Genomic DNA, 19,451 nt, shown 5'->3' on the forward strand with positions numbered 1-19,451 from the left:
CGCGAGCAAGCCCGCTCCCACTTTGTTTTTGTGGGTTGCTTAAACCGGATTTCATGACAGTTTTGTTTCAATCCCTTCTTTGGCTATGCGATGCTGGCGCGCAGGCCGTTAGCCAACTACAGCTTATGTACAGAACGTAGAACGTCACGCGGCACCGTTAATTTGCTCCTTTGGGGCGCTACACCACAGGGGGCCGGTATGCTCACCCTGCTCAATTTGCTTTCTGCCGTGGCCCTGCTGATCTGGGGCACGCACATCGTCCGAACCGGCATCCTGCGGGTCTACGGCACCAATCTGCGCCATGTCATTGGCCAGAACATGTCCAACCGCTGGCTGGCTTTCGTCTCCGGGATAGTCGTGACAGCGATGGTCCAGAGCAGCAACGCCACCGCCATGCTTGTCACTTCCTTTGTCGGCCAGGGCCTGATGGCGCTTACGCCGGCGCTGGTCACCATGCTCGGTGCCGATGTCGGTACGGCGCTGATGGCACGGGTGCTGACGTTCGACCTGTCGTGGCTGTCGCCGCTGCTGATTTTTGTCGGGGTGATCTTCTTTCTGTCGCGCAAGCAGACCCGACTCGGGCAAATGGGCCGTGTCGCCATTGGCCTGGGCTTGATCATTCTGGCGCTGCAACTGATTGTCGAAGCGGCGCACCCGATTACCCATGCCAAAGGGGTGAAGGTGATTTTCGCCTCGCTCACCGGCGACATCCTGCTCGACGCCCTGGTTGGCGCGCTGTTCGCGATGATGTCCTATTCCAGCCTGGCCGCTGTGCTGCTGACCGCGACCCTGGCGGGTGCCAATGTGATCAGCCTGCCGGTGGCCATCGGGCTGGTGATCGGCGCCAATATCGGCAGCGGCGTGCTCGCCTTCCTCAGCACCAGCATGCAGAACGCCGCCGGGCGCCAAGTGGCGTTGGGCAGCCTGCTGTACAAACTGATTGGTCTGTTATTGATCATTCCCGTACTCGATCCGTTGGTGCACTGGCTCGATGGCTTCGATTTCAGCCCTCAGGAAATGGTTATTGGCTTTCACCTGCTCTACAACACCGCGCGTTGCCTGATCCTGTTGCCCAGTGTCGGGCCGATGGCCAGGTTCTGTGCCTGGGTGCTGCCAGAGCGCCCGCAGGCCAACGGCATGGCCAAGCCCCGGCACCTTGATCCCACGGCGTTGGTCACCCCTGGTTTGGCGCTCGCCAACGCGGCTCGGGAAACCCTGCGCATTGGCGACCTGATCGATAGCATGCTCGAAGCCATGCTCGACGTTTTGCGTGGCAAGCAAACTGCCGTCACCCAGGAAATGCGGCGCCTGACCGACGATGTCGAAGCGCTGTACGGCGCGATCAAATTGTATCTGGCGCAAATGCCCCGGGAAGATCTCAGCGATCAGGACAGCCGACGCTGGGCGGAAATCATCGAACTGGCGATTAACCTGAAACTCGCCAGCGACTTGATCGAACGCATGCTGCGCAAGGTCCAGCAGCAGAAAACCTCGCAGCGCCGGTCGTTTTCCGAAGTCGGGCTGGACGAGTTGACCGGGCTGCAGACTCAGTTGATTTCCAACCTGCGGCTCGGGATGTCGGTGTTTCTCAGCGCCGACCCGGAAAGTGCCCGGCAACTGTTGCGTGAGAAACGTCGTTTCCGTGCACAGGAACGGCGCCTGGCCCATGCTCATGTCAGCCGCTTGCAACGTAAAATCGTGCAAAGTATCGAAACCAGTTCGTTGCACCTGGAGCTGATCGCCGACATGAAACGTCTCAATTCGCTGTTTTGCAGCAGTGCCTACGTGGTGCTGGAAACATCCGAAACCGGCGCACTGGTGGTCGACGATTTGACTGACATTACGCATTCACCCTGAACGTCCACAGTTGCCTGAAGTCTGTTGAACTTACGCTAGCCGTACGGAACCTCGTTATGCGTTGTCTGTTGTTCGCCTGCCTGTTGCTTGGTTCACTCCCGTCATTCGCCCTGGATCGCTTCCAGGTCGAGGGCTACACACTGCGCAACGGTTTGCAGTTGCTGCTCAAACCCGGCACTGACCGTGGGCATGTGGCGATCCGGCTGGTGGTCGGCGTTGGCCTGGACGATTTCAATTGCGAAGAAAAGGAATTGCCGCATCTGCTGGAACACCTGCTGTTCAGCGGCATCGACGCCAGCGGCGAAGGCGGCCTGGAAGAGCGCATGCAGGCCCTTGGAGGTGAGTGGAACGCGTTCACCAGCAATGCCGATACGACTTTCGTCATCGAAGCCCCGGCGAAAAACCAGCGCAAAGTGCTCGACTTGCTGCTGGCGTTGCTGACCCAGACCCACTTCGACGACAACGCTATCAACGCAGCCAAGCAAGTGGTCGAGCGCGAAGACGGTGGCCACTACTCGCACCTGCAGCGCTGGCTCGATCGTCAGGACCTGGGCCACACGGCCAGCAACCAGCTGGCTGTGGAGCTGGGCCTCAAATGCCCGGAGCGTGCGCAAGTCCATGACCTGACCCGTGAGCAACTGGAGCGGGTGCGCAAGGACTGGTATGCGCCGAACAACATGACCCTGATCGTAGTCGGCGACCTCGACAGATTACTGCCGGCCTATCTGGAACGGGCGTATGGTGCGCTGGAAGCGATTACCCCCGGCGAGCATCCACCACTGCCGCAAATCCAGGCCAGCGCCGCCCACGAGCGCACCCTGACCCACGGTTTGGTCGGCAACGGCGTCAAATTGCACTGGCTGGTGCCGGAGCCGGTGCTGGAAGACGGGCACGACGAAACCTTCGATTTGCTCAAGGATTATCTGGATTGGGCGCTTTATCGCCAGCTGCGTCTGGCTCACGGTCTATCCTACGGGCCGTGGGCGGAACGCCAGGTGTTCGGCGGTGTGGGTTTCATGAGCCTCAATGCCGACCTTGAGCGCGACGATCTGCCAGAGGCCGAACAAGTGCTCGATGACTTGAAGGCCACACTGCTCAAGGACGGCCTCAATGTCGACACCTTTGACCGCCTGAAGCAGGCCGCGATTGCCCGTCAGGCCTGGGCCGTACAAGGTAACAGTGCATTGGCCGATTACTACTGGAGCGCCATCGGTGATTACGAGGACGGCCGCTTCGCCGACCCGGCCCGGGAGCTGCAAGGGGTGACGCTGGAAGAGGCGAACAAGGCCGTGCGTGAACTGCTGTTGCAGCCGGGGTATTTGCGGATCGAAAAACCGTTGTTCAGTTATGACCAGTTGATGTGGTTGGTGGTCGCAGTGGCGGGGTTGCTGGTGTTAAGTCTGGTGGCGTGGCGTTTTCATCGCACAAGGTAAACATTCCTTGTGGGAGCGGTGTAGCTGACCGCAAACCCTCGCCACGCGGCGCCCTCGCGGGTACCCTGTCGAGGTTTTTTCCTACGACGACTGTGAACCCGCCAAATGCAAAACCTGACCCTTTTCGTACAGCGCATTCTCGAATTGATGAAGCGCTACCCCGGGGTCATTGCGCTCGGTGGTTTCATCTCCGGGGTGTGCAGTTTCATTCTGGTCGATCGCCAGCAAGGCCTGGCGAGCTGGATTACCACCATCATGCTGATCAGCTGGATCTGGCTGATGCTGGAAAACAGCCTGACCAAGCTGTTCACGCGCATTTTCAAGCGCGAAATCCCGGAACCGTTGCTGCGCTACGCGACGCAGATGATCCATCAGGAAAGCCTGTTTTTCGTCCTGCCGTTTTTCTTCATCACCACGACGTGGAACAGCGGCCAGCTGGTTTTCACCGGGCTGCTGGGCATCGCGGCGCTGATTTCGATTGTCGACCCGCTCTACTACAAGTGGCTGGCGCCACGGCGCTGGGCGTTTCTGGCGCTGCACACCCTGACCCTGTTCGCCGCGCTGCTCACTGCGTTGCCGGTGATCATGCACCTGACCACCGCGCAAAGTTTCAAATGGGCACTGGGCATCTCGGTGCTGCTGTCGTTCCCGAGCCTGGCGTCGATCTTCCCGATTCGTACCCTGCGCAGTGCGCTGGCGATTTTGAGTATCACCCTGGGCATTGGCTTCGTCGGTTGGGAGCTGCGCTCGTGGGTGCCGCCGGCGACGCTGTGGATGACCGACGTGGCCATCAGCACGCAAATGCAGGACCGCACGCCTGGCGCCAGCCTCGACGAAGTCAGCGCCGAGCAGATCCGCAATGGCGGGCTCTACGCGTACACCGCGATCAACGCCCCGCGTGGCCTGGACGAGAGGATTTATCACGTCTGGCAGTTCAACGGTAAAGAGGTCGACCGCATCCCCCTGGATATTCGCGGCGGGCGCAAGGAAGGTTACCGGGCCTGGACCCACAAGCAGAACTTCCCGGGCAATCCGGCCGGCAAATGGCAGGTTCGGGTACTGACCGAAGATGGCCAGGTCATCGGCGTGCTGCGTTTCGAAGTCACGGACAGCACAGCGATCAAAGAAAAGTAGTACGGTTCGTGCTATTACGTAGAGCTGCGAAATCACAGAACAAGCACGGAGCTTATGATCAGCAGCACGATGGCCGGCAACGCCCGATTAGACACGTCGATCACACCTGCGCGGTTGCGGGTGACGGGCGACTGGACGCTTGCCCATTATGCTGACCTCAAGCTGTTGTGCGAAAAGCTCCACGGCCAGTACGACGCCAACACCCCCATCGACCTCAATGGTCTCGGCGCCCTCGACACCGCCGGCGCCTCGCTGCTGGTAGAACTGCTCGGCTCCGAGCGCCTTGGTCGCTCTGCCGAACATCCTGATTGCACGCTTTCCGCCGCCGATCGCGCGTTGCTGCAAACGGTCTACTGTTCGTTGACCGATTTCTGCGTACCGATCAAGGAGCCGGAAGTCAGTGTTTCCATTCAGTTGCTGACCCGCATCGGCCGCGCGGTGGACACCGTCTGGCAGGACACCCTGCAGCTGCTGGGTTTCGTTGGCCTGATCATCGAAACCATTGTCCGAGGCCTGTTCCGTCCCAAGCGCTGGCGTGTCACGCCGATGATCGCCCATATCGAACAGACCGGTCTCGACGCCGCCCCCATCGTTGCATTGCTGACTTTTCTGGTGGGCGCCGTGGTGGCGTTTCTCGGGTCGACGGTGCTGGCCACGTTCGGCGCCACTGTCTTTACCGTGGACCTGGTGGGGTTTGCCTTTCTGCGCGAATTCGGTGTGCTGCTGACCGCGATCCTGATGGCCGGGCGCACCGCCAGTGCGTTCACGGCGCAAATCGGTTCGATGAAGGCCAACGAAGAAATCGACGCCATCCGCACGCTGGGCCTCGATCCCGTGGAGTTGCTGGTGGTGCCGCGGGTCCTGGCGTTGCTGATTGCCCTGCCGATGCTGACTTTTCTGGCGATGCTGTCGGGGATTATCGGCGGTGGCGTGGTCTGCGCGGTGGCGCTGGATATCTCGCCAGCGATGTTCCTATCGCTACTGCAAACGGACATCGGTGTTCAGCACTTTCTGGTGGGGATCGTCAAAGCACCGGTGTTCGCTTTCCTGATTGCTGCCATCGGCTGCCTCGAAGGTTTCAAGGTCAGTGGCAGCGCCGAATCCGTCGGCGCTCACACCACGTCGAGTGTGGTGCAGTCGATTTTCGTGGTGATCGTGTTTGATGCGATAGCCGCGATGTTTTTCATGGAGATGGGCTGGTGAGTCGTATCCCCCGAGCGCCCTCCGAGGCGGTGATAGAAGTGCGTGGGTTGTGCAATCGCTTTGGCCGCCAGAGCGTGCACGAGAACCTCGACCTGGATTTGTACAAGGGCGAAATCCTCGCCGTGGTCGGCGGCTCCGGCAGCGGCAAGTCGGTGCTGCTGCGCAGCATTGTCGGGTTGCGCCAGCCCAGCGAAGGCGTGGTGAAAGTCTTCGGGAAAAACCTGCCAACCTTGTCCGAGGACGAGCGCTCGCGGGTGGAGCGGCGATTCGGCGTGCTGTTCCAGAAAGGCGCGCTGTTCTCTTCGCTGACGGTGACAGAGAACGTCGCCCTGCCGCTGATAGAACACGCCGGCTTGAGCCGCAATGACGCCGAGCACCTGGCGGCGGTGAAGATGGCCCTGGCCGGGCTGCCGCTGTCGGCCGCAGAGAAGTACCCCTCTTCGCTGTCCGGCGGCATGATCAAGCGTGCCGCGCTGGCCCGGGCATTGGCGCTGGACCCGGACATCCTTTTTCTCGACGAGCCCACCGCCGGTCTCGACCCGATTGGCGCCGCCGCGTTCGACCAATTGATCCTGACCCTGCGTGATGCCCTGGGCCTGAGTGTCTTTCTGGTGACCCACGACCTCGACACGCTCTACACCATCACCGACCGGGTGGCGGTGCTGGCGCAGAAAAAGGTGCTGGTGGCGGACGCCATCGACAAGGTGTCGGAAACCAACGATGCGTGGATTCACGAATACTTCCATGGCCCTCGCGGCCGCGCGGCATTGACAGCCGCCCAACAGCTCAACGAGGTCTGACATGGAAACCCGAGCCCATCATGTATTGATCGGCCTGTTCACCGTGATTGTGGTGACAGCCGCGCTGCTGTTCGGTCTGTGGCTGGCCAAGTCCAGTGTCGATACCGAGTTCAAGGACTACGAGGTCGTGTTCAACGAGGCGGTCAGCGGTTTGTCCAAGGGCAGTTCGGTGCAGTACAGCGGGATCAAGGTGGGCGACGTGATTTCGCTGCGCCTGGACCCGAAGGACCCGCGGCGAGTGCTGGCGCGCATTCGCCTGGCCGGTGATACCCCGGTCAAGGAAGACACCAATGCCAAACTGGCCCTGACCGGCGTCACCGGGACCTCGATCATCCAGCTCAGCGGCGGCACGCCACAGAGTCCGACGCTCAAGGGCAAGGATGGCAACCTGCCGACCATCGTCGCATCACCCTCGCCCATCGCCCGCCTGCTCAACGACAGCAACGACCTGATGTCCGGTGTGAACACGCTGATGCAAAACGTCAATCTGATGTTCTCCACGGAAAACATCGAGCGCATCAGCAAAACCCTGGAGCACCTGGAGCAAACCACCGGGACCATTGCCGAGCAGCGCGGCGATATCCGCCAGGCCATGCAGCAACTGGCCTCGGTCGGCAAACAGGCCAACAACATGCTTGAGCAGACCACGACGCTGATGCGCAATGCCAACGGGTTGCTCAATGAGCATGGCAAGGATGTGCTCGACAATGCCGAGCAGGCGATGAAGTCGCTGCAGGAGAGCAGCGCTACCCTCAACACTCTGATCAGCGCCAATCAGGATTCGCTCAACAGCGGCATGCAAGGCCTCAATGGCCTGGGTCCGGCCGTGCGCGAGATGCGCGAAACCCTGTCTTCGTTGCGCGTTATTACCAAACGTCTGGAGGCCAACCCCAGTGGTTACCTGCTGGGCGGTGACAAGACCAAGGAATTCACGCCATGAAGCTGATCCGGTTCGCCCTCCTCGCTGGCTTCACGCTGATCAGTTCGTGCTCGATCCTGCCCAAGCCCGAGCCCTTCGAGGTCTATCGATTGCCTTCGGTCCAGAATGCATCGGCCAGCCATGGCACGCCGCAACGCTGGTCGTTGCGTCTGACCAAACTCCAGTCCAGCGAAGCCTTGAACAGTCCGAACATTGCAGTGATTCCTCAGGGCGATGTGATCAGCCACTACAAGGGCTCGCGCTGGAGCGATCCGGTGCCGGTGCTGGTGCGCAACCGCCTGCTGGAAGGTTTCCAGCATGACGGGCGGGTGCCGTTGTTGAGCACCGATGACAGTATTTTCCAGACCGATCTTGAATTGGGTGGCAGCCTGCAGGCGTTCCAGACTGAATACCAGGGTACGAATGCCGGCGTGGTGGTGCGTCTGGATGCATTGCTGGTGCGCAGTTACGACCAGCGCATCCTCGCCAGCCGCCGCTTTGAAGTGCGCCAGCCGTTGAGCAGCGTGCAAGTCCCGGCGGTGGTAGCGGGGTTTGGTCAGGCGAACGATCAGCTGACCGCACAGGTGGTGAACTGGACAGTCGAGCAAGGGCAGAGACTCGCGCCGCCGCCAAAACCCTGAGCAAGTACACCGTCCCCTGTGGGAGTGGGCTTGCTCGCGAAGAGGGAGTGTCAGTCGACATTAATGTTGCCTGATGCACCGCATTCGCGAGCAAGTCGGATCGCCGCACCGCCGCTCCCACATTGGTTTGGTGTGTTTCAACTAGCGCTGTAAAAACGCCTGATGCAGCGCTTCCAGCGTTTCAAAGTGATACGCCGGTGCTTCAGCGCTCAGTTCTTCGTGGCTGCCGAACCCGTAACCCACCGCCGCCGCGTCCAGGCCGTTGCTTCGCGCGCCGATCAGGTCGTGCTTGCGGTCGCCGATCATCAAGGTGCTGGCCGGGTCCAGGTGTTCTTCGGCCATCAGGTGAGCGATCAGCTCGACCTTGTTGGTCCGGGTGCCATCCAGTTCGCTGCCGTAAATCACCTTGAAGTGCTTGGCAAAATCGAAATGCCGGGCGATTTCCCGGGCGAACACCCACGGTTTCGAAGTCGCGATGTACAGCTGCCGGCCTTGCCCGCTCAGGGTTTCCAGCAGCGGCGTGACGCCGTCGAACACCCGGTTTTCGTAGAGGCCGGTGACCTTGAATCGCTCGCGGTAGAAATTCACCGCTTCCCACGCCTTGGCTTCGTCGAAGTCGTAGAACTGCATGAACGCTTGCAACAGTGGCGGGCCGATGAAATGTTCGAGTTTGGCCAGGTCCGGTTCATCGATACCCAGTTTGCCCAAGGCGAACTGGATCGAACGGGTGATGCCCTCGCGCGGGTCGGTCAGGGTGCCATCGAGGTCGAATAAAACGCTTTGGTAATGCATGTTGAATCCTGAATAAGAGGGCCGGGTCAAAGCTGGTCGTAGCCTTCGGCCAGATGCAGGTCCTTGAGCTTCACGTAGTTCGCCGCGCTGTAGGTGAAAAAGGCGCGCTCCTTGTCAGTCAGCGGGCGGATCTGCTTCACCGGGCTGCCCACATACAGGAAGCCGCTTTGCAGATGCTTGCCCGGCGGCACCAGGCTGCCGGCACCGATGATCACCTCATCGTCGACCACCGCACCGTCCATGACGATGCTGCCCATGCCGATCAACACCCGGCTGCCCACCGAACAGCCATGCAGCATGACCTTGTGGGCGATGGTCACGTCATCGCCGATCAGCAACGGGAAGCCATCGGGGTTGAACGGCCCGGCGTGGGTGATGTGCAGCACGCAGCCATCCTGCACGCTGGTGCGCGCGCCGATGCGGATGCGGTGCATGTCGCCACGGATCACCGTCAGCGGCCAGACCGAGCTGTCTTCGCCGATTTCAACGTCGCCGATCACTACCGCCGAGCTGTCGACAAAAGCGCCTTTGCCGAGCTGCGGCGTGTGGTCCTGATACTTGCGAAGGTTCACGATAGGGTTTCTCTCTGTTGCTGATAGCTGCGGTGAGTGTCGATTGTAATTAAGATGGCTACATGTTTCTCCAGCCAAGGTATCAACCGTGAGCGTGAACAACCCTCTTTTGCAGTCCTACGACCTGCCACCGTTCTCCGCCATCCGCGCCGAACACGTACAACCGGCCATTGAGCAGATCCTGGCTGACAACCGTGCTGCCATCGTCGAGATCCTCAAGACCCAGGCCAAACAGCCAACATGGGCCGGCCTGGTGCTGGCGATGGACGAACTCAACGACCGTCTGGGCGCTGCCTGGAGCCCTGTCAGCCACCTCAATGCCGTGTGCAACAGTGCCGAGCTGCGTGAAGCCTACGAGTCGTGCCTGCCGGCCTTGAGCGCCTACTCCACCGAGCTGGGCCAGAACCGCGAACTGTTCCAGGCCTTCGAAGCCCTGGCCAGCAGCCCGGAGGCCGGCGGTTTCGAGGTGGCGCAGAAAACTATCCTGGAACATTCCCTGCGTGACTTCCGTCTGTCGGGTATCGACCTGCCGGAAGCCGAACAGAAGCGTTACGCCGAAGTGCAGAGCAAACTCTCCGAACTGGGCAGCCGTTTCTCCAACCAGTTGCTCGATGCCACTCAGGCGTGGACCAAGCACATCACCGATGAAGCCGCCCTCGCCGGCCTGACCGATTCGGCCAAGGCACAAATGACTGCTGCGGCCGAGGCCAAGGGCCTGGACGGCTGGCTGATCACCCTGGAATTCCCGAGCTATTACGCGGTGATGACCTACGCCCAGGACCGCGCACTGCGTGAAGAGGTCTACGCGGCTTACTGCACCCGTGCGTCGGACCAGGGGCCGAATGCCGGCCAGAACGACAACGGCCCGGTCATGGAAGAAATCCTCGACCTGCGTCAGGAGCTGGCCAAGCTGTTGGGTTTCAGCAGTTTCTCCGAGCTGAGCCTGGCGACCAAAATGGCTGAATCCAGTGATCAGGTGCTGAGCTTCCTGCGCGACCTGGCCAAGCGCAGCAAACCGTTCGCCGCCCAGGATCTGGAACAGCTCAAGGCCTACGCTGCCGAGCAAGGTTGCCCGGACCTGCAAAGCTGGGACAGCGGTTTCTACGGCGAAAAACTCCGTGAGCAGCGTTACAGCGTGGCCCAGGAAGCCCTGCGCGCCTACTTCCCGATCGACAAGGTGCTCAGCGGCCTGTTCGCCATCGTGCAGCGCTTGTACGGCATCGAGATTGCCGAGCTCAAAGGCTTCGACACCTGGCACCCGGATGTCCGCCTGTTTGAAATCAAGGAAAACGGCCAGCACGTCGGCCGCTTCTTCTTCGATCTCTACGCTCGCGCCAACAAGCGTGGCGGGGCCTGGATGGATGGTGCCCGTGATCGTCGTCGCACGGCTGGCGGGGTTCTGCAAAGCCCGGTGGCGAACCTGGTGTGCAACTTCACTCCGGCCGACAGCGGTAAACCGGCGCTGCTGACCCACGATGAAGTCACTACCTTGTTCCATGAATTCGGTCACGGCCTGCATCATCTGCTGACCCGCGTCGAGCATGCTGGCGTGTCCGGCATTAACGGCGTGGCCTGGGATGCCGTCGAGCTGCCAAGTCAGTTCATGGAAAACTGGTGCTGGGAGCCGGAAGGCCTGGCGCTGATTTCCGGTCATTACGAAACCGGCGAACCGCTGCCTCAGGACCTGCTCGGGAAAATGCTCGCGGCAAAAAACTTCCAGTCCGGCCTGATGATGGTCCGCCAACTGGAGTTCTCGCTGTTCGACTTCGAACTGCACGCCACTCACGGCGATGGTCGCGGCGTGCTGCAAGTACTCGAAGGTGTGCGCGACGAGGTTTCGGTGATGCGTCCGCCGGCCTACAACCGCTTCCCCAACAGCTTTGCACACATCTTCGCCGGCGGTTATGCCGCGGGTTACTACAGCTACAAATGGGCAGAAGTGCTGTCCGCCGATGCCTTCTCGAAATTTGAAGAAGAAGGCGTGCTCAACGCCAACACCGGTCGCGCCTTCCGTGAAGCGATCCTGGCACGCGGTGGTTCCCAGGAGCCGATGGTGCTGTTCGTCGACTTCCGTGGCCGTGAGCCATCGATTGACGCACTCTTGCGCCACAGCGGCCTGAGTGAGGACGCAGCAGCATGAGTGAGGGACCTGTGATTACGAAAAAGCGCTTTATCGCCGGGGCGGTCTGCCCGGCATGCAGCGAGCCGGACAAATTGATGATGTGGAATGAAGACCAGGTCCCGCACCGTGAGTGCGTGGCCTGCGGTTACTCTGACACACTCAATGAGCAAGGGCTGTCGGTACCCAAGGAGTTAGGTACGCGGGTTAACACCAGCGCACTCAAACCAGCCGACACCAAGGTTCAGGCGGTTCAGTTCTTCCCGAATCCGAAGCTGAAGAAAAAGCCCGACGAACAGCACTGAGTGAAAAAAGCCCCCGTTGCGCGATGCAACGGGGGCTTTTTTTATTCGATATGAGCGGACTTGAACCAGCTCTTCATTGAGCACGCGGCGAACGGGCTGGTGCTGCAATCGCCATTGGCCAGTGCCGTGCGAAGTTTGTCGACATCGGCCTGCATCATGTAGCGAATTCCATCCTTGAAATGGGTACTGTCGCCAAAGCCGCCCTGGGTCATTTCGTTCAGGGCCTCCTCCTTGGTCCAGCCTTGGATGACAACCCGGTACATAGCCGCCATCAGGCCAGTACGGTCGGAGCCGTGTTTGCAATGCATCAGCACCGGGCCTTTGGCTTCGGCAGACTTGATGGCGCGCAAGGCCTTGAGCACATCGGCGTCATCTACATGGTTGGTGCGATAAGGTAGCTGTACCTGCGTGATGCCTGGCGTGGACAACCAACTGGAGTCCGCTTCAGGCAGGAAGTTGATCACCGTGCCGACCTTGAGCTTCTCCAGAAGCGGCACCGCACCCTTGTCCGGCAAGGCGCTGCGGTAAAGCGTCGGCGACATCTGGAAGAGGTTGTATTGCTTCTCGACCGATTGAGCCCACTCAGCTGGACGAGTCGACATATTGTCGTCGGCAAGTGCCGGTGTCAGGTTAACGAGTGCAACCAGCGACAGGCATATCGCAGATAAAAATCGTGGTAAAGGCATGCTTGAGTGACCGTTCAGAAAGGGACGGAAAGATAGTGGCAAGGATCAGGCATGCACGGTCAAAGGCCTGTGAGTGGACCGTCAAAGAATCGTGAAGCCGCGGCCTGGATTACATTTCAGTGTGATAAACGCATTGAGCGGCTCGTTCAGTGCAGCGCCATAGTCAAACACTTCAACATCTACTCGAAGCTCGGGTAGTTCAGCGGGAAGACGACAAGGATACTCCATGCCCGGAGGAACAATTATTTGTTGTTGATGAACGGTGGGCGTAAGATCCAGGCTTTAAATTGTTGCCTTGTCCTTTATATGGAATGTCACGGAGAGAGCTCCCGAAAAGATATTGGCGCGTGGATCAATTGTTGTGTTTGGATACTTTCCTGATCTAATTGGCTTGATAGTTATTTGTATATCTTCCAACGAATTACCGAATATATGCACTAGCCCGCATGCATTCGGCAATTACACTATCCAGTAATCAGAAAGTCAGAGCTCATGGATTGACGATACTGGCATAGGCCTTGGCCAGCGCCTGTAGCTTGGCTTTGTCGGCAGCGCCGATGGTCCCGTCTTCGTCGACATCCTTGCCAACGGTCTTGATACTGAACGAGTTACCACCGTCTGTGGAAACAGCAGTGTAAAACTCCGAGTCTACCAGACTTTCAATTTGAGCTTCATTTTCAGCGTCCCAACTGAGTTCCTTTCGAGCCAGTTGCAGTGAAACCAGTGTGTTTGGCTCCGAATGACTCGGTTGCATAAGTTGCAGGAAGATGCCGCGCTGATTAAAAAACGACATTCATAAATCCTTTTGTTTGGGGGACTTGGTGGGTTAAATATACTGGCAGGTATTAAATCCAACCACTGACTATATGTTTCCTTAGTTTTCCTTTCATTTGTTGAACAAGTAAACTCATGAGGCCCTGTCATCAGATGAAGGGCTGAGCGGTACTGGTCGATACGCAGTGAGTCATGTACTGTATGGATATACAGATACAGGAATCCGTCGATGGTTAGCTCTCTGCCCCCACGTGGTCGCGGCACCGCAACCAACCCGCACAACCGCTTTGCCCCCAGCCATTCGGTGGCCGAAGACGACGGCTGGTACCAGGAAGTACCGCTCACCCAAGGCACCGAGGTGCGCATCGAAACGGCGAAAACCATCATCACCCGCAATACCTCGCCGGACTTGCCATTCGATCGTTCGATCAATCCCTATCGCGGCTGCGAGCATGGTTGTATCTACTGCTACGCAAGGCCAAGTCATGCCTATTGGGACATGTCGCCAGGGCTGGATTTCGAAACCAGGCTGATCGCCAAGACCAACGCCGCGCAGATGCTGGAAGAACAACTGTCCCGGCGTGGCTATCAATGTGCGCCGATCAATCTCGGCTCCAACACCGACCCGTATCAGCCGATCGAGCGTGAATACAAGATCACCCGGCAGACCCTCGAGGTACTCCTGCGTTACCGACATCCGGTGACCATCGTCACCAAGGGATCGCTGATTCTTCGCGACCTGGACCTGCTGACCGAGCTTGCCAGCCAAAGACTGGTGGCGGTAATGATCAGCCTGACCACCCTGGACGACGAACTCAAACGCATCCTCGAACCGCGGGCCGCAGCACCCAAGGCCCGGTTGCGGGCGATCAGGGTCATGCGCGATGCAGGCATCCCGGTGGGCGTGCTGTGTTCACCGGTGATTCCGATGATCAACGACAGCGAACTCGAAAGCCTGCTTGCCGAGGCCTACGACGCCGGGGCACAGAGCGCCGCTTACATGATGCTGCGCCTGCCGCTTGAAGTGGCGCCCCTGTTCGAGGAATGGCTGGTGGCCCACTACCCTCAACGGGCGGCGCATGTCCTGAGCCTGATCCGTCAGAGCCGTGGTGGCGAGCTTTATGACAGCCGCTTTGGTGCGAGGATGCGCGGTGAAGGGCCGTTTGCGGACTTGCTGGCGCAGCGCTTTGCCAAAGCGATCAAGCGGCTGGGACTCAATCACCGTGAGGGGTTCAATCTGGATTGCGAAGCCTTTTGTCCGCCGGGTCGCCAAATGTCGTTGATTTGAGGACAATTGGCCTATGGTTGAGTACTGAAGAGCGTGCTCACGGATTACGCTGGTCACGTTTTTTGTGACCTGGAACACACGTTCTAGAGCGGTTCATTCAGTTTGAATTAAGATTTGGCCGCTACCTTGTTCACCGAGTGACTGATGGGTCGAAATGTTCGACCTGGATGTTTTTTAACCAGCCACTGGCTTCACACGGAACAACACGGGATGTCTCCCTGACTCCGCCAATGAGGATGAATCATGAGTGACAAGGATAAACAGCCGTTGGCTGCGTCGGCTTCAGCCCTACCCGAGGCCGAAACCGCCGATGCAGCGTTGCAGCATATCGTTGACGGCTTTTTGCATTTTCATCATGAGATCTTTCCCCAACAGGAAGAACTCTTCAAGAAACTCGCCACGGCCCAGCGGCCACGAGCGATGTTCATTGCCTGCGCCGATTCGCGCATCGTCCCCGAGTTGATCACCCAAAGCTCCCCAGGCGACCTGTTCGTGACCCGCAATGTCGGTAACGTCGTACCGCCTTACGGGCAAATGAACGGTGGCGTTTCCACGGCCATCGAGTACGCCGTACTGGCCCTGGGGGTGCATCACATCATCATTTGCGGGCATTCCGACTGCGGCGCCATGCGCGCGGTGCTCAACCCGGACAGCCTGGAAAAAATGCCCACGGTCAAAGCCTGGCTGCGACATGCCGAAGTGGCCAAAACCATGGTGCAGGAGAACTGCAACTGCTCTAACGAAAGCGAAAGCATGCACGTCCTCACCGAAGAGAATGTGATCGCCCAATTGCAGCATTTGCGCACCCACCCGTCGGTGGCCTCGCGTATGGCCAACGGTCAGCTGTTTATCCACGGCTGGGTCTACAACATCGAAACCAGCGAAATCAAAGCGTACGACGCCGATCAAGGTTGTTTCCTGCCGCTCAATGGCAGCCTGCCAATTCCCGTGGCGACGCCCAAAGCGCGCTTCTAAATCCTCCTAAATCGTTGTGTGGTTCAGCCGAGGCTGCCGTTCAGGCAGCCTGGCTTTGCCATGCCTGAAGAAAACTTCGGGAGACTCACCATGCGTGCTGCTCGACTCAAAGCTGTTCTGCCACGGGAGCTGTTGGCTTCGGTGGTTGTGTTCCTGGTTGCCCTGCCCCTATGCATGGGTATCGCAATTGCCTCGGGGCTGCCGCCGGCCAAGGGGCTGATCACCGGCATCATCGGTGGTCTGGTCGTTGGCTGGCTGGCCGGCTCGCCGCTACAGGTAAGCGGCCCGGCGGCGGGCCTGGCCGTTCTGGTATTTGAACTGGTCCGCCAGCACGGCATCGCCATGCTCGGCCCCATTTTTTTGCTGGCGGGCTTGCTGCAACTGGTGGCCGGTCGCTTGAAACTGGGATGCTGGTTTCGGGTGACGGCGCCTGCGGTGGTGTACGGCATGCTGGCCGGGATTGGCGTGTTGATCGTCCTGTCTCAGGTGCATGTGATGCTGGATGCCGTGCCCAAACCCTCGGGCCTGGATAACCTGGCAGCCTTCCCGGCGGCGCTGGCTCAGGCGTTGCCCACGTTTGGCTGGCAAGCCGGTTTGCTCGGTTTGTCGACGATTGCCGTCATGTGGCTGTGGGAAAAATGCCGTCCGCAATCCCTGCGCTTCATTCCAGGCGCGCTACTCGGTGTCGGTCTGGCCACGCTTGCCAGCCTGGTGTTGGCATTGCCGGTCAAACGGGTTGAGGTGCCGGCCAACCTGGCGGAGGCCATCGACTGGCTGAAGCCGGCGGATCTGCTCAACCTGGCTGATCCGACCTTGCTGATCGCCGCGTTTGCCGTGGCCTTCATCGCCAGCGCCGAAACCTTGCTCTCGGCCGCGGCGGTTGATCGCATGCACAGCGGCCAGCGTTCGGATTTCGACCGGGAATTGTCGGCACAAGGTGTCGGCAACATGTTGTGTGGCCTGCTCGGTGCGTTGCCAATGACCGGCGTTATCGTGCGCAGCTCGGCGAATGTTCAGGCCGGAGCATCCACGCGGTTTTCGACCATTTTCCACGGCCTGTGGCTGCTGGCGTTCGTGTTGTTGTTGTCCAGCGTGCTGCAAAGCATTCCGGTGGCGAGCCTGGCGGGCGTGCTGGTGTACACCGGCTTCAAACTGGTGGATCTCAAGGTTTTTCGTGGTTTGGCCCGGTATGGTCGGGCGCCGATGTTCACTTACGCGGCAACTGCTCTCGCCATCGTTTTCACGGACCTGCTGACTGGTGTGTTGATTGGTTTCGGCCTGACGCTGGTGAAGCTGGCGCTGAAAGCCTCTCGCTTGAAAATCAGCCTGATCGATCTGCCCCGGGAGGGGGAAATGGAATTGCGCCTGGTGGGCGCGGCGACCTTCCTCAAAGTACCGGCGCTGACCCAGGTGCTGGGCAGCATTGCGCCGGGCACTACGGTGCATGTGCCGCTCAACAATTTGAGCTACATCGATCACTCGTGCCTGGAGCTGCTGGAGGATTGGGGTCGGGCGAATGCGGCCAAGGGCTCGAAGCTGTTGATTGAATCGCGGGGATTGAAGCGAAGACTGGAGGGGCGGGTACGGACGAATACCGGCATAGGCGCGGCCGGGTAGATAACAGTGTGGGAGCGGCGGTGCGGCGATCCGACTTGCTCGCGAAGGCGGTGGATCAGCCAATTTATTTGCTGAATGGTTAACCGCCTTCGCGAGCAAGCCCGCTCCCACAGGGGGAGTTACCGATGGATCAAGCCGCCGGCTGATCCAGTTCCAGACCTACGCCCAAACGGCGGGACATGCACGGCCAGCGCTTCCACGCGGCGCCGGTGTCCGGGCTGCTGAGCTTCTCGCGGTAGGCTTCCACCAACTCTAGCGCAAAGCTCTCTTCGGTCAACATTTGTTCGAAAGCGTGATGTACGACTTCGTCCAGTTGGTTGGCAAACTCCTCACCGATCAATTGGTGAGCAATCAGGTTGGCGACAGTCATGTCCAGAGGGATCAGTGGCTGGCCGAAATGCTTGATGTACAGGTCGTTGACCTCTTCGACAAACCGGTGCGCCAGGTAGGCTTCATCCAGCAGGCTGTCGAGCCCGACATGACCGGCCATGATGGCTGGCGGCTGGAGGAAGTACTGCTCGGCGATTGTCAGCACCGGTTTGATCTGTGACTCGATGCCCGCTTCCCTGGCGACTTCATTGGCTGCGTCCAGCAGATCAGGAACTTCATTGATGTAAGCGGCGACAAAACGCGTCAGCACGCCATTGGCGTCCGCTTCCGGTAACTGGATCGCCGGGTGTAGATGAGGCAGTTTGCTTTCCAGCTGACGCGTCAGCAGGCCGGTCTCGGCTTCGTGTTGTTGGGCTTTTTGGATCTGCTCGCGCAATGCGGCGGTGTTCATGAAAACTCCAGGAAACAAGGCAATGAAATAGGGAAGACATAACTTAGCTGGCTTATGAAAAATGCTAAGACGCATTTGTCATAATTATTTCATCCTTCAGACGGCGCCGTTATATCGATTGGCCACCACTCGTCTGCATCCTTCTCCATTCGTGCCCTGCAAAGCAAGTTAATGCTGTTTCAGATGATTTACGCCTTTGCGTTGCGAGGTCAGAGGTGCTGTCTATACTCGGGGTGGAATGGAGTTAGCTGATGACGCCCGACTGCATGTGCAGCAAGGCCCGGCGATTCAAGTTCGTAGTCTGATGCAGCCGCTCCCTTGCCGCAGGTGAAAGCCGGCGGGATAACAAGAACGATAAGGGGAACCCGCAATGATGCGACATCCACATGTCTGGATGGGCCTCCTGTTGTGGTCGATTTTCAGTCAGGCGCAAGCGGCCTGGACTGTGAATATGGCGCCTGGAGCGACTGAAATCAGTCACGCAGTATTCGACCTGCACATGACCATTTTCTGGATCTGTGTGGTGATCGGCATCATCGTTTTTGGTGCCATGTTCTGGTCGATGATTCTCCACCGCCGCTCGACCGGGCAGGTGGCCGCCAAATTTCATGAAAGCACCACTGTTGAAATCCTCTGGACCATTGTGCCCTTCCTGATCCTGGTGGCCATGGCGATTCCCGCTACTGCGACCCTGATCAGGATGTACGACGCCAGCGAGCCGGAAATCGATATCCAGATCACCGGTTACCAGTGGAAGTGGCACTACAAGTACCTGGGCCAGGACGTCGAGTTCTTCAGCAACCTGACCACCCCCCAAGATCAAATCCACAACAAGGAAACCAAGGGCGAGCACTATTTGCTCGAAGTCGACAAGCCATTGGTGCTGCCGGTCGGCACCAAGGTGCGCTTTCTGGTGACATCTGCCGACGTTATCCACTCCTGGTGGGTGCCGGCCTTCGCGGTCAAGCGCGATGCGATTCCGGGGTTCGTCAACGAAGCCTGGACCCGCATTGACAAGCCCGGCATCTACCGTGGCCAGTGCGCCGAGTTGTGCGGCAAGGATCACGGCTTCATGCCGACCGTGGTCGAGGTCAAGGAAAAGGCCGATTACGAAAAATGGCTGGCCGATCGCAAGGTCGAGGTCGCGCAGCTCAAAGAGCTGACCAGCAAGGAATGGACGCTCGACGAACTCAAGGATCGCGGCGACAAGGTCTATCACACCACCTGCGTAGCCTGTCACCAGGCCGAAGGCCAGGGCCTGCCGCCGATGTTCCCGGCACTCAAGGGCTCGAAAATCGCCACCGGGCCGAAAGAGGCTCACCTGAGCCTGGTCTTCCATGGCAAGCCCGGCACCGCGATGGCGGCGTTCGGCAAGCAACTCTCGGAAGTCGATATCGCGGCGGTCGTGACCTATGAACGTAATGCCTGGGGCAACAACAAAGGCGACATGGTCACGCCTAAAGAAGTGCTGGAGCTGAAACAGGCGGAAAGCAAATGACCCGGTCTATTGCGCACGTACGGAACCGGTCGGGGCTACGTACCCCGGCTTGCCCAG

The 19,451-nt window shown here is 59.3% G+C and carries 18 protein-coding genes; 13 read left to right on the plus strand and 5 right to left on the minus strand.

Features of this window, described 5'->3' with window-relative positions; all coding sequences use genetic code 11:
- Nucleotides 1–198: 198 nt before the first annotated feature.
- The 7 genes from AC06G5_RS00165 (at nt 199) to AC06G5_RS00195 (ending at nt 7,987) form a co-directional block, all read left to right on the plus strand.
- On the plus strand, nt 199–1,857 hold the full coding sequence (locus tag AC06G5_RS00165) for a Na/Pi cotransporter family protein (protein WP_413427889.1): 1,659 nt from the start codon (nt 199–201) through the stop codon (nt 1,855–1,857).
- A gap of 56 nt (nt 1,858–1,913) precedes the next feature.
- Entirely contained in the window at nt 1,914–3,290 is a 1,377-nt protein-coding gene (locus tag AC06G5_RS00170) for a M16 family metallopeptidase (protein ID WP_413703788.1), read from the plus strand.
- Nucleotides 3,291–3,395: 105 nt separating this feature from the next.
- Nucleotides 3,396–4,424 carry a DUF5924 family protein gene (locus tag AC06G5_RS00175; protein ID WP_413427891.1) on the plus strand — a complete coding sequence of 343 codons (1,029 nt, stop codon included), beginning with the start codon at nt 3,396–3,398 and terminating at the stop codon, nt 4,422–4,424.
- 54 nt (nt 4,425–4,478) lie between these two features.
- A complete protein-coding gene (locus AC06G5_RS00180) occupies nt 4,479–5,627 on the plus strand; it encodes an ABC transporter permease (RefSeq protein ID WP_413427892.1) in 1,149 nt (382 codons plus the stop codon).
- On the plus strand, nt 5,624–6,427 hold the full coding sequence (locus AC06G5_RS00185; protein WP_057397358.1) for an ABC transporter ATP-binding protein: 804 nt from the start codon (nt 5,624–5,626) through the stop codon (nt 6,425–6,427). The genes AC06G5_RS00180 and AC06G5_RS00185 overlap by 4 nt, the downstream gene beginning before the upstream one ends.
- 1 nt (nt 6,428) lies before the next feature.
- A complete protein-coding gene (locus tag AC06G5_RS00190; RefSeq protein ID WP_413703787.1) occupies nt 6,429–7,367 on the plus strand; it encodes an MlaD family protein in 939 nt (312 codons plus the stop codon).
- The gene (locus AC06G5_RS00195) at nt 7,364–7,987 is read left to right on the plus strand and encodes an ABC-type transport auxiliary lipoprotein family protein (protein WP_413427894.1); all 624 of its coding nucleotides are present in this window, start codon (nt 7,364–7,366) and stop codon (nt 7,985–7,987) included. Before AC06G5_RS00190 ends, AC06G5_RS00195 begins: the two co-directional genes overlap by 4 nt.
- 141 nt (nt 7,988–8,128) lie before the next feature.
- On the opposite strand, the gene AC06G5_RS00200 is transcribed toward AC06G5_RS00195, so the two are convergent.
- Together AC06G5_RS00200 and AC06G5_RS00205 are read right to left on the minus strand one after the other, a co-directional pair.
- The gene (locus AC06G5_RS00200) at nt 8,129–8,779 is read right to left on the minus strand and encodes an HAD family hydrolase (RefSeq protein WP_413427895.1); all 651 of its coding nucleotides are present in this window, start codon (nt 8,777–8,779) and stop codon (nt 8,129–8,131) included.
- A 26-nt stretch (nt 8,780–8,805) separates the two neighbouring features.
- On the minus strand, nt 8,806–9,351 hold the full coding sequence (locus AC06G5_RS00205) for a gamma carbonic anhydrase family protein (protein ID WP_413427896.1): 546 nt from the start codon (nt 9,349–9,351) through the stop codon (nt 8,806–8,808).
- Nucleotides 9,352–9,439: 88 nt separating this feature from the next.
- Here AC06G5_RS00205 and prlC point away from each other — a divergent pair, with 88 nt between their 5' ends.
- Together prlC and AC06G5_RS00215 are read left to right on the plus strand one after the other, a co-directional pair.
- Nucleotides 9,440–11,491, plus strand: a complete 2,052-nt coding sequence (prlC, locus tag AC06G5_RS00210) for an oligopeptidase A (protein ID WP_413427897.1) — start codon at nt 9,440–9,442, stop codon at nt 11,489–11,491.
- Nucleotides 11,488–11,775, plus strand: coding sequence for a YheV family putative zinc ribbon protein (locus tag AC06G5_RS00215; protein WP_008018424.1), 288 nt, complete (start codon nt 11,488–11,490; stop codon nt 11,773–11,775). Before prlC ends, AC06G5_RS00215 begins: the two co-directional genes overlap by 4 nt.
- A gap of 41 nt (nt 11,776–11,816) precedes the next feature.
- Here the strand turns inward: AC06G5_RS00215 and AC06G5_RS00220 are convergent, their stop codons facing one another.
- Nucleotides 11,817–12,461: a dual specificity protein phosphatase family protein gene (locus tag AC06G5_RS00220; RefSeq protein WP_413427899.1), complete on the minus strand. Its 645-nt coding sequence runs from the start codon at nt 12,459–12,461 to the stop codon at nt 11,817–11,819.
- A 490-nt stretch (nt 12,462–12,951) separates the two neighbouring features.
- Nucleotides 12,952–13,254 carry a hypothetical protein gene (locus tag AC06G5_RS00225; protein ID WP_413427900.1) on the minus strand — a complete coding sequence of 101 codons (303 nt, stop codon included), beginning with the start codon at nt 13,252–13,254 and terminating at the stop codon, nt 12,952–12,954.
- Nucleotides 13,255–13,464: 210 nt separating this feature from the next.
- Here AC06G5_RS00225 and AC06G5_RS00230 point away from each other — a divergent pair, with 210 nt between their 5' ends.
- The 3 genes from AC06G5_RS00230 to AC06G5_RS00240 all read left to right on the plus strand — a co-directional run bounded on the left by AC06G5_RS00230 (nt 13,465) and on the right by AC06G5_RS00240 (nt 17,115).
- On the plus strand, nt 13,465–14,523 hold the full coding sequence (locus AC06G5_RS00230; protein ID WP_413427901.1) for a PA0069 family radical SAM protein: 1,059 nt from the start codon (nt 13,465–13,467) through the stop codon (nt 14,521–14,523).
- A gap of 243 nt (nt 14,524–14,766) precedes the next feature.
- Nucleotides 14,767–15,498 (plus strand): carbonic anhydrase, encoded by a 732-nt coding sequence (locus AC06G5_RS00235; RefSeq protein ID WP_413427902.1) that lies wholly within the window; start codon nt 14,767–14,769, stop codon nt 15,496–15,498.
- A 90-nt stretch (nt 15,499–15,588) separates the two neighbouring features.
- Nucleotides 15,589–17,115: a SulP family inorganic anion transporter gene (locus AC06G5_RS00240; protein WP_413703786.1), complete on the plus strand. Its 1,527-nt coding sequence runs from the start codon at nt 15,589–15,591 to the stop codon at nt 17,113–17,115.
- A 130-nt stretch (nt 17,116–17,245) separates the two neighbouring features.
- Here the strand turns inward: AC06G5_RS00240 and AC06G5_RS00245 are convergent, their stop codons facing one another.
- Nucleotides 17,246–17,896: a hypothetical protein gene (locus tag AC06G5_RS00245; RefSeq protein ID WP_413426128.1), complete on the minus strand. Its 651-nt coding sequence runs from the start codon at nt 17,894–17,896 to the stop codon at nt 17,246–17,248.
- A 370-nt stretch (nt 17,897–18,266) separates the two neighbouring features.
- Here AC06G5_RS00245 and coxB point away from each other — a divergent pair, with 370 nt between their 5' ends.
- A complete protein-coding gene (coxB, locus tag AC06G5_RS00250; protein ID WP_111283264.1) occupies nt 18,267–19,394 on the plus strand; it encodes a cytochrome c oxidase subunit II in 1,128 nt (375 codons plus the stop codon).
- The last annotated feature ends 57 nt before the right edge of the window (nt 19,395–19,451 follow it).

The sequence above is a fragment of the Pseudomonas sp. WT-JTC genome, assembly GCF_056711565.1.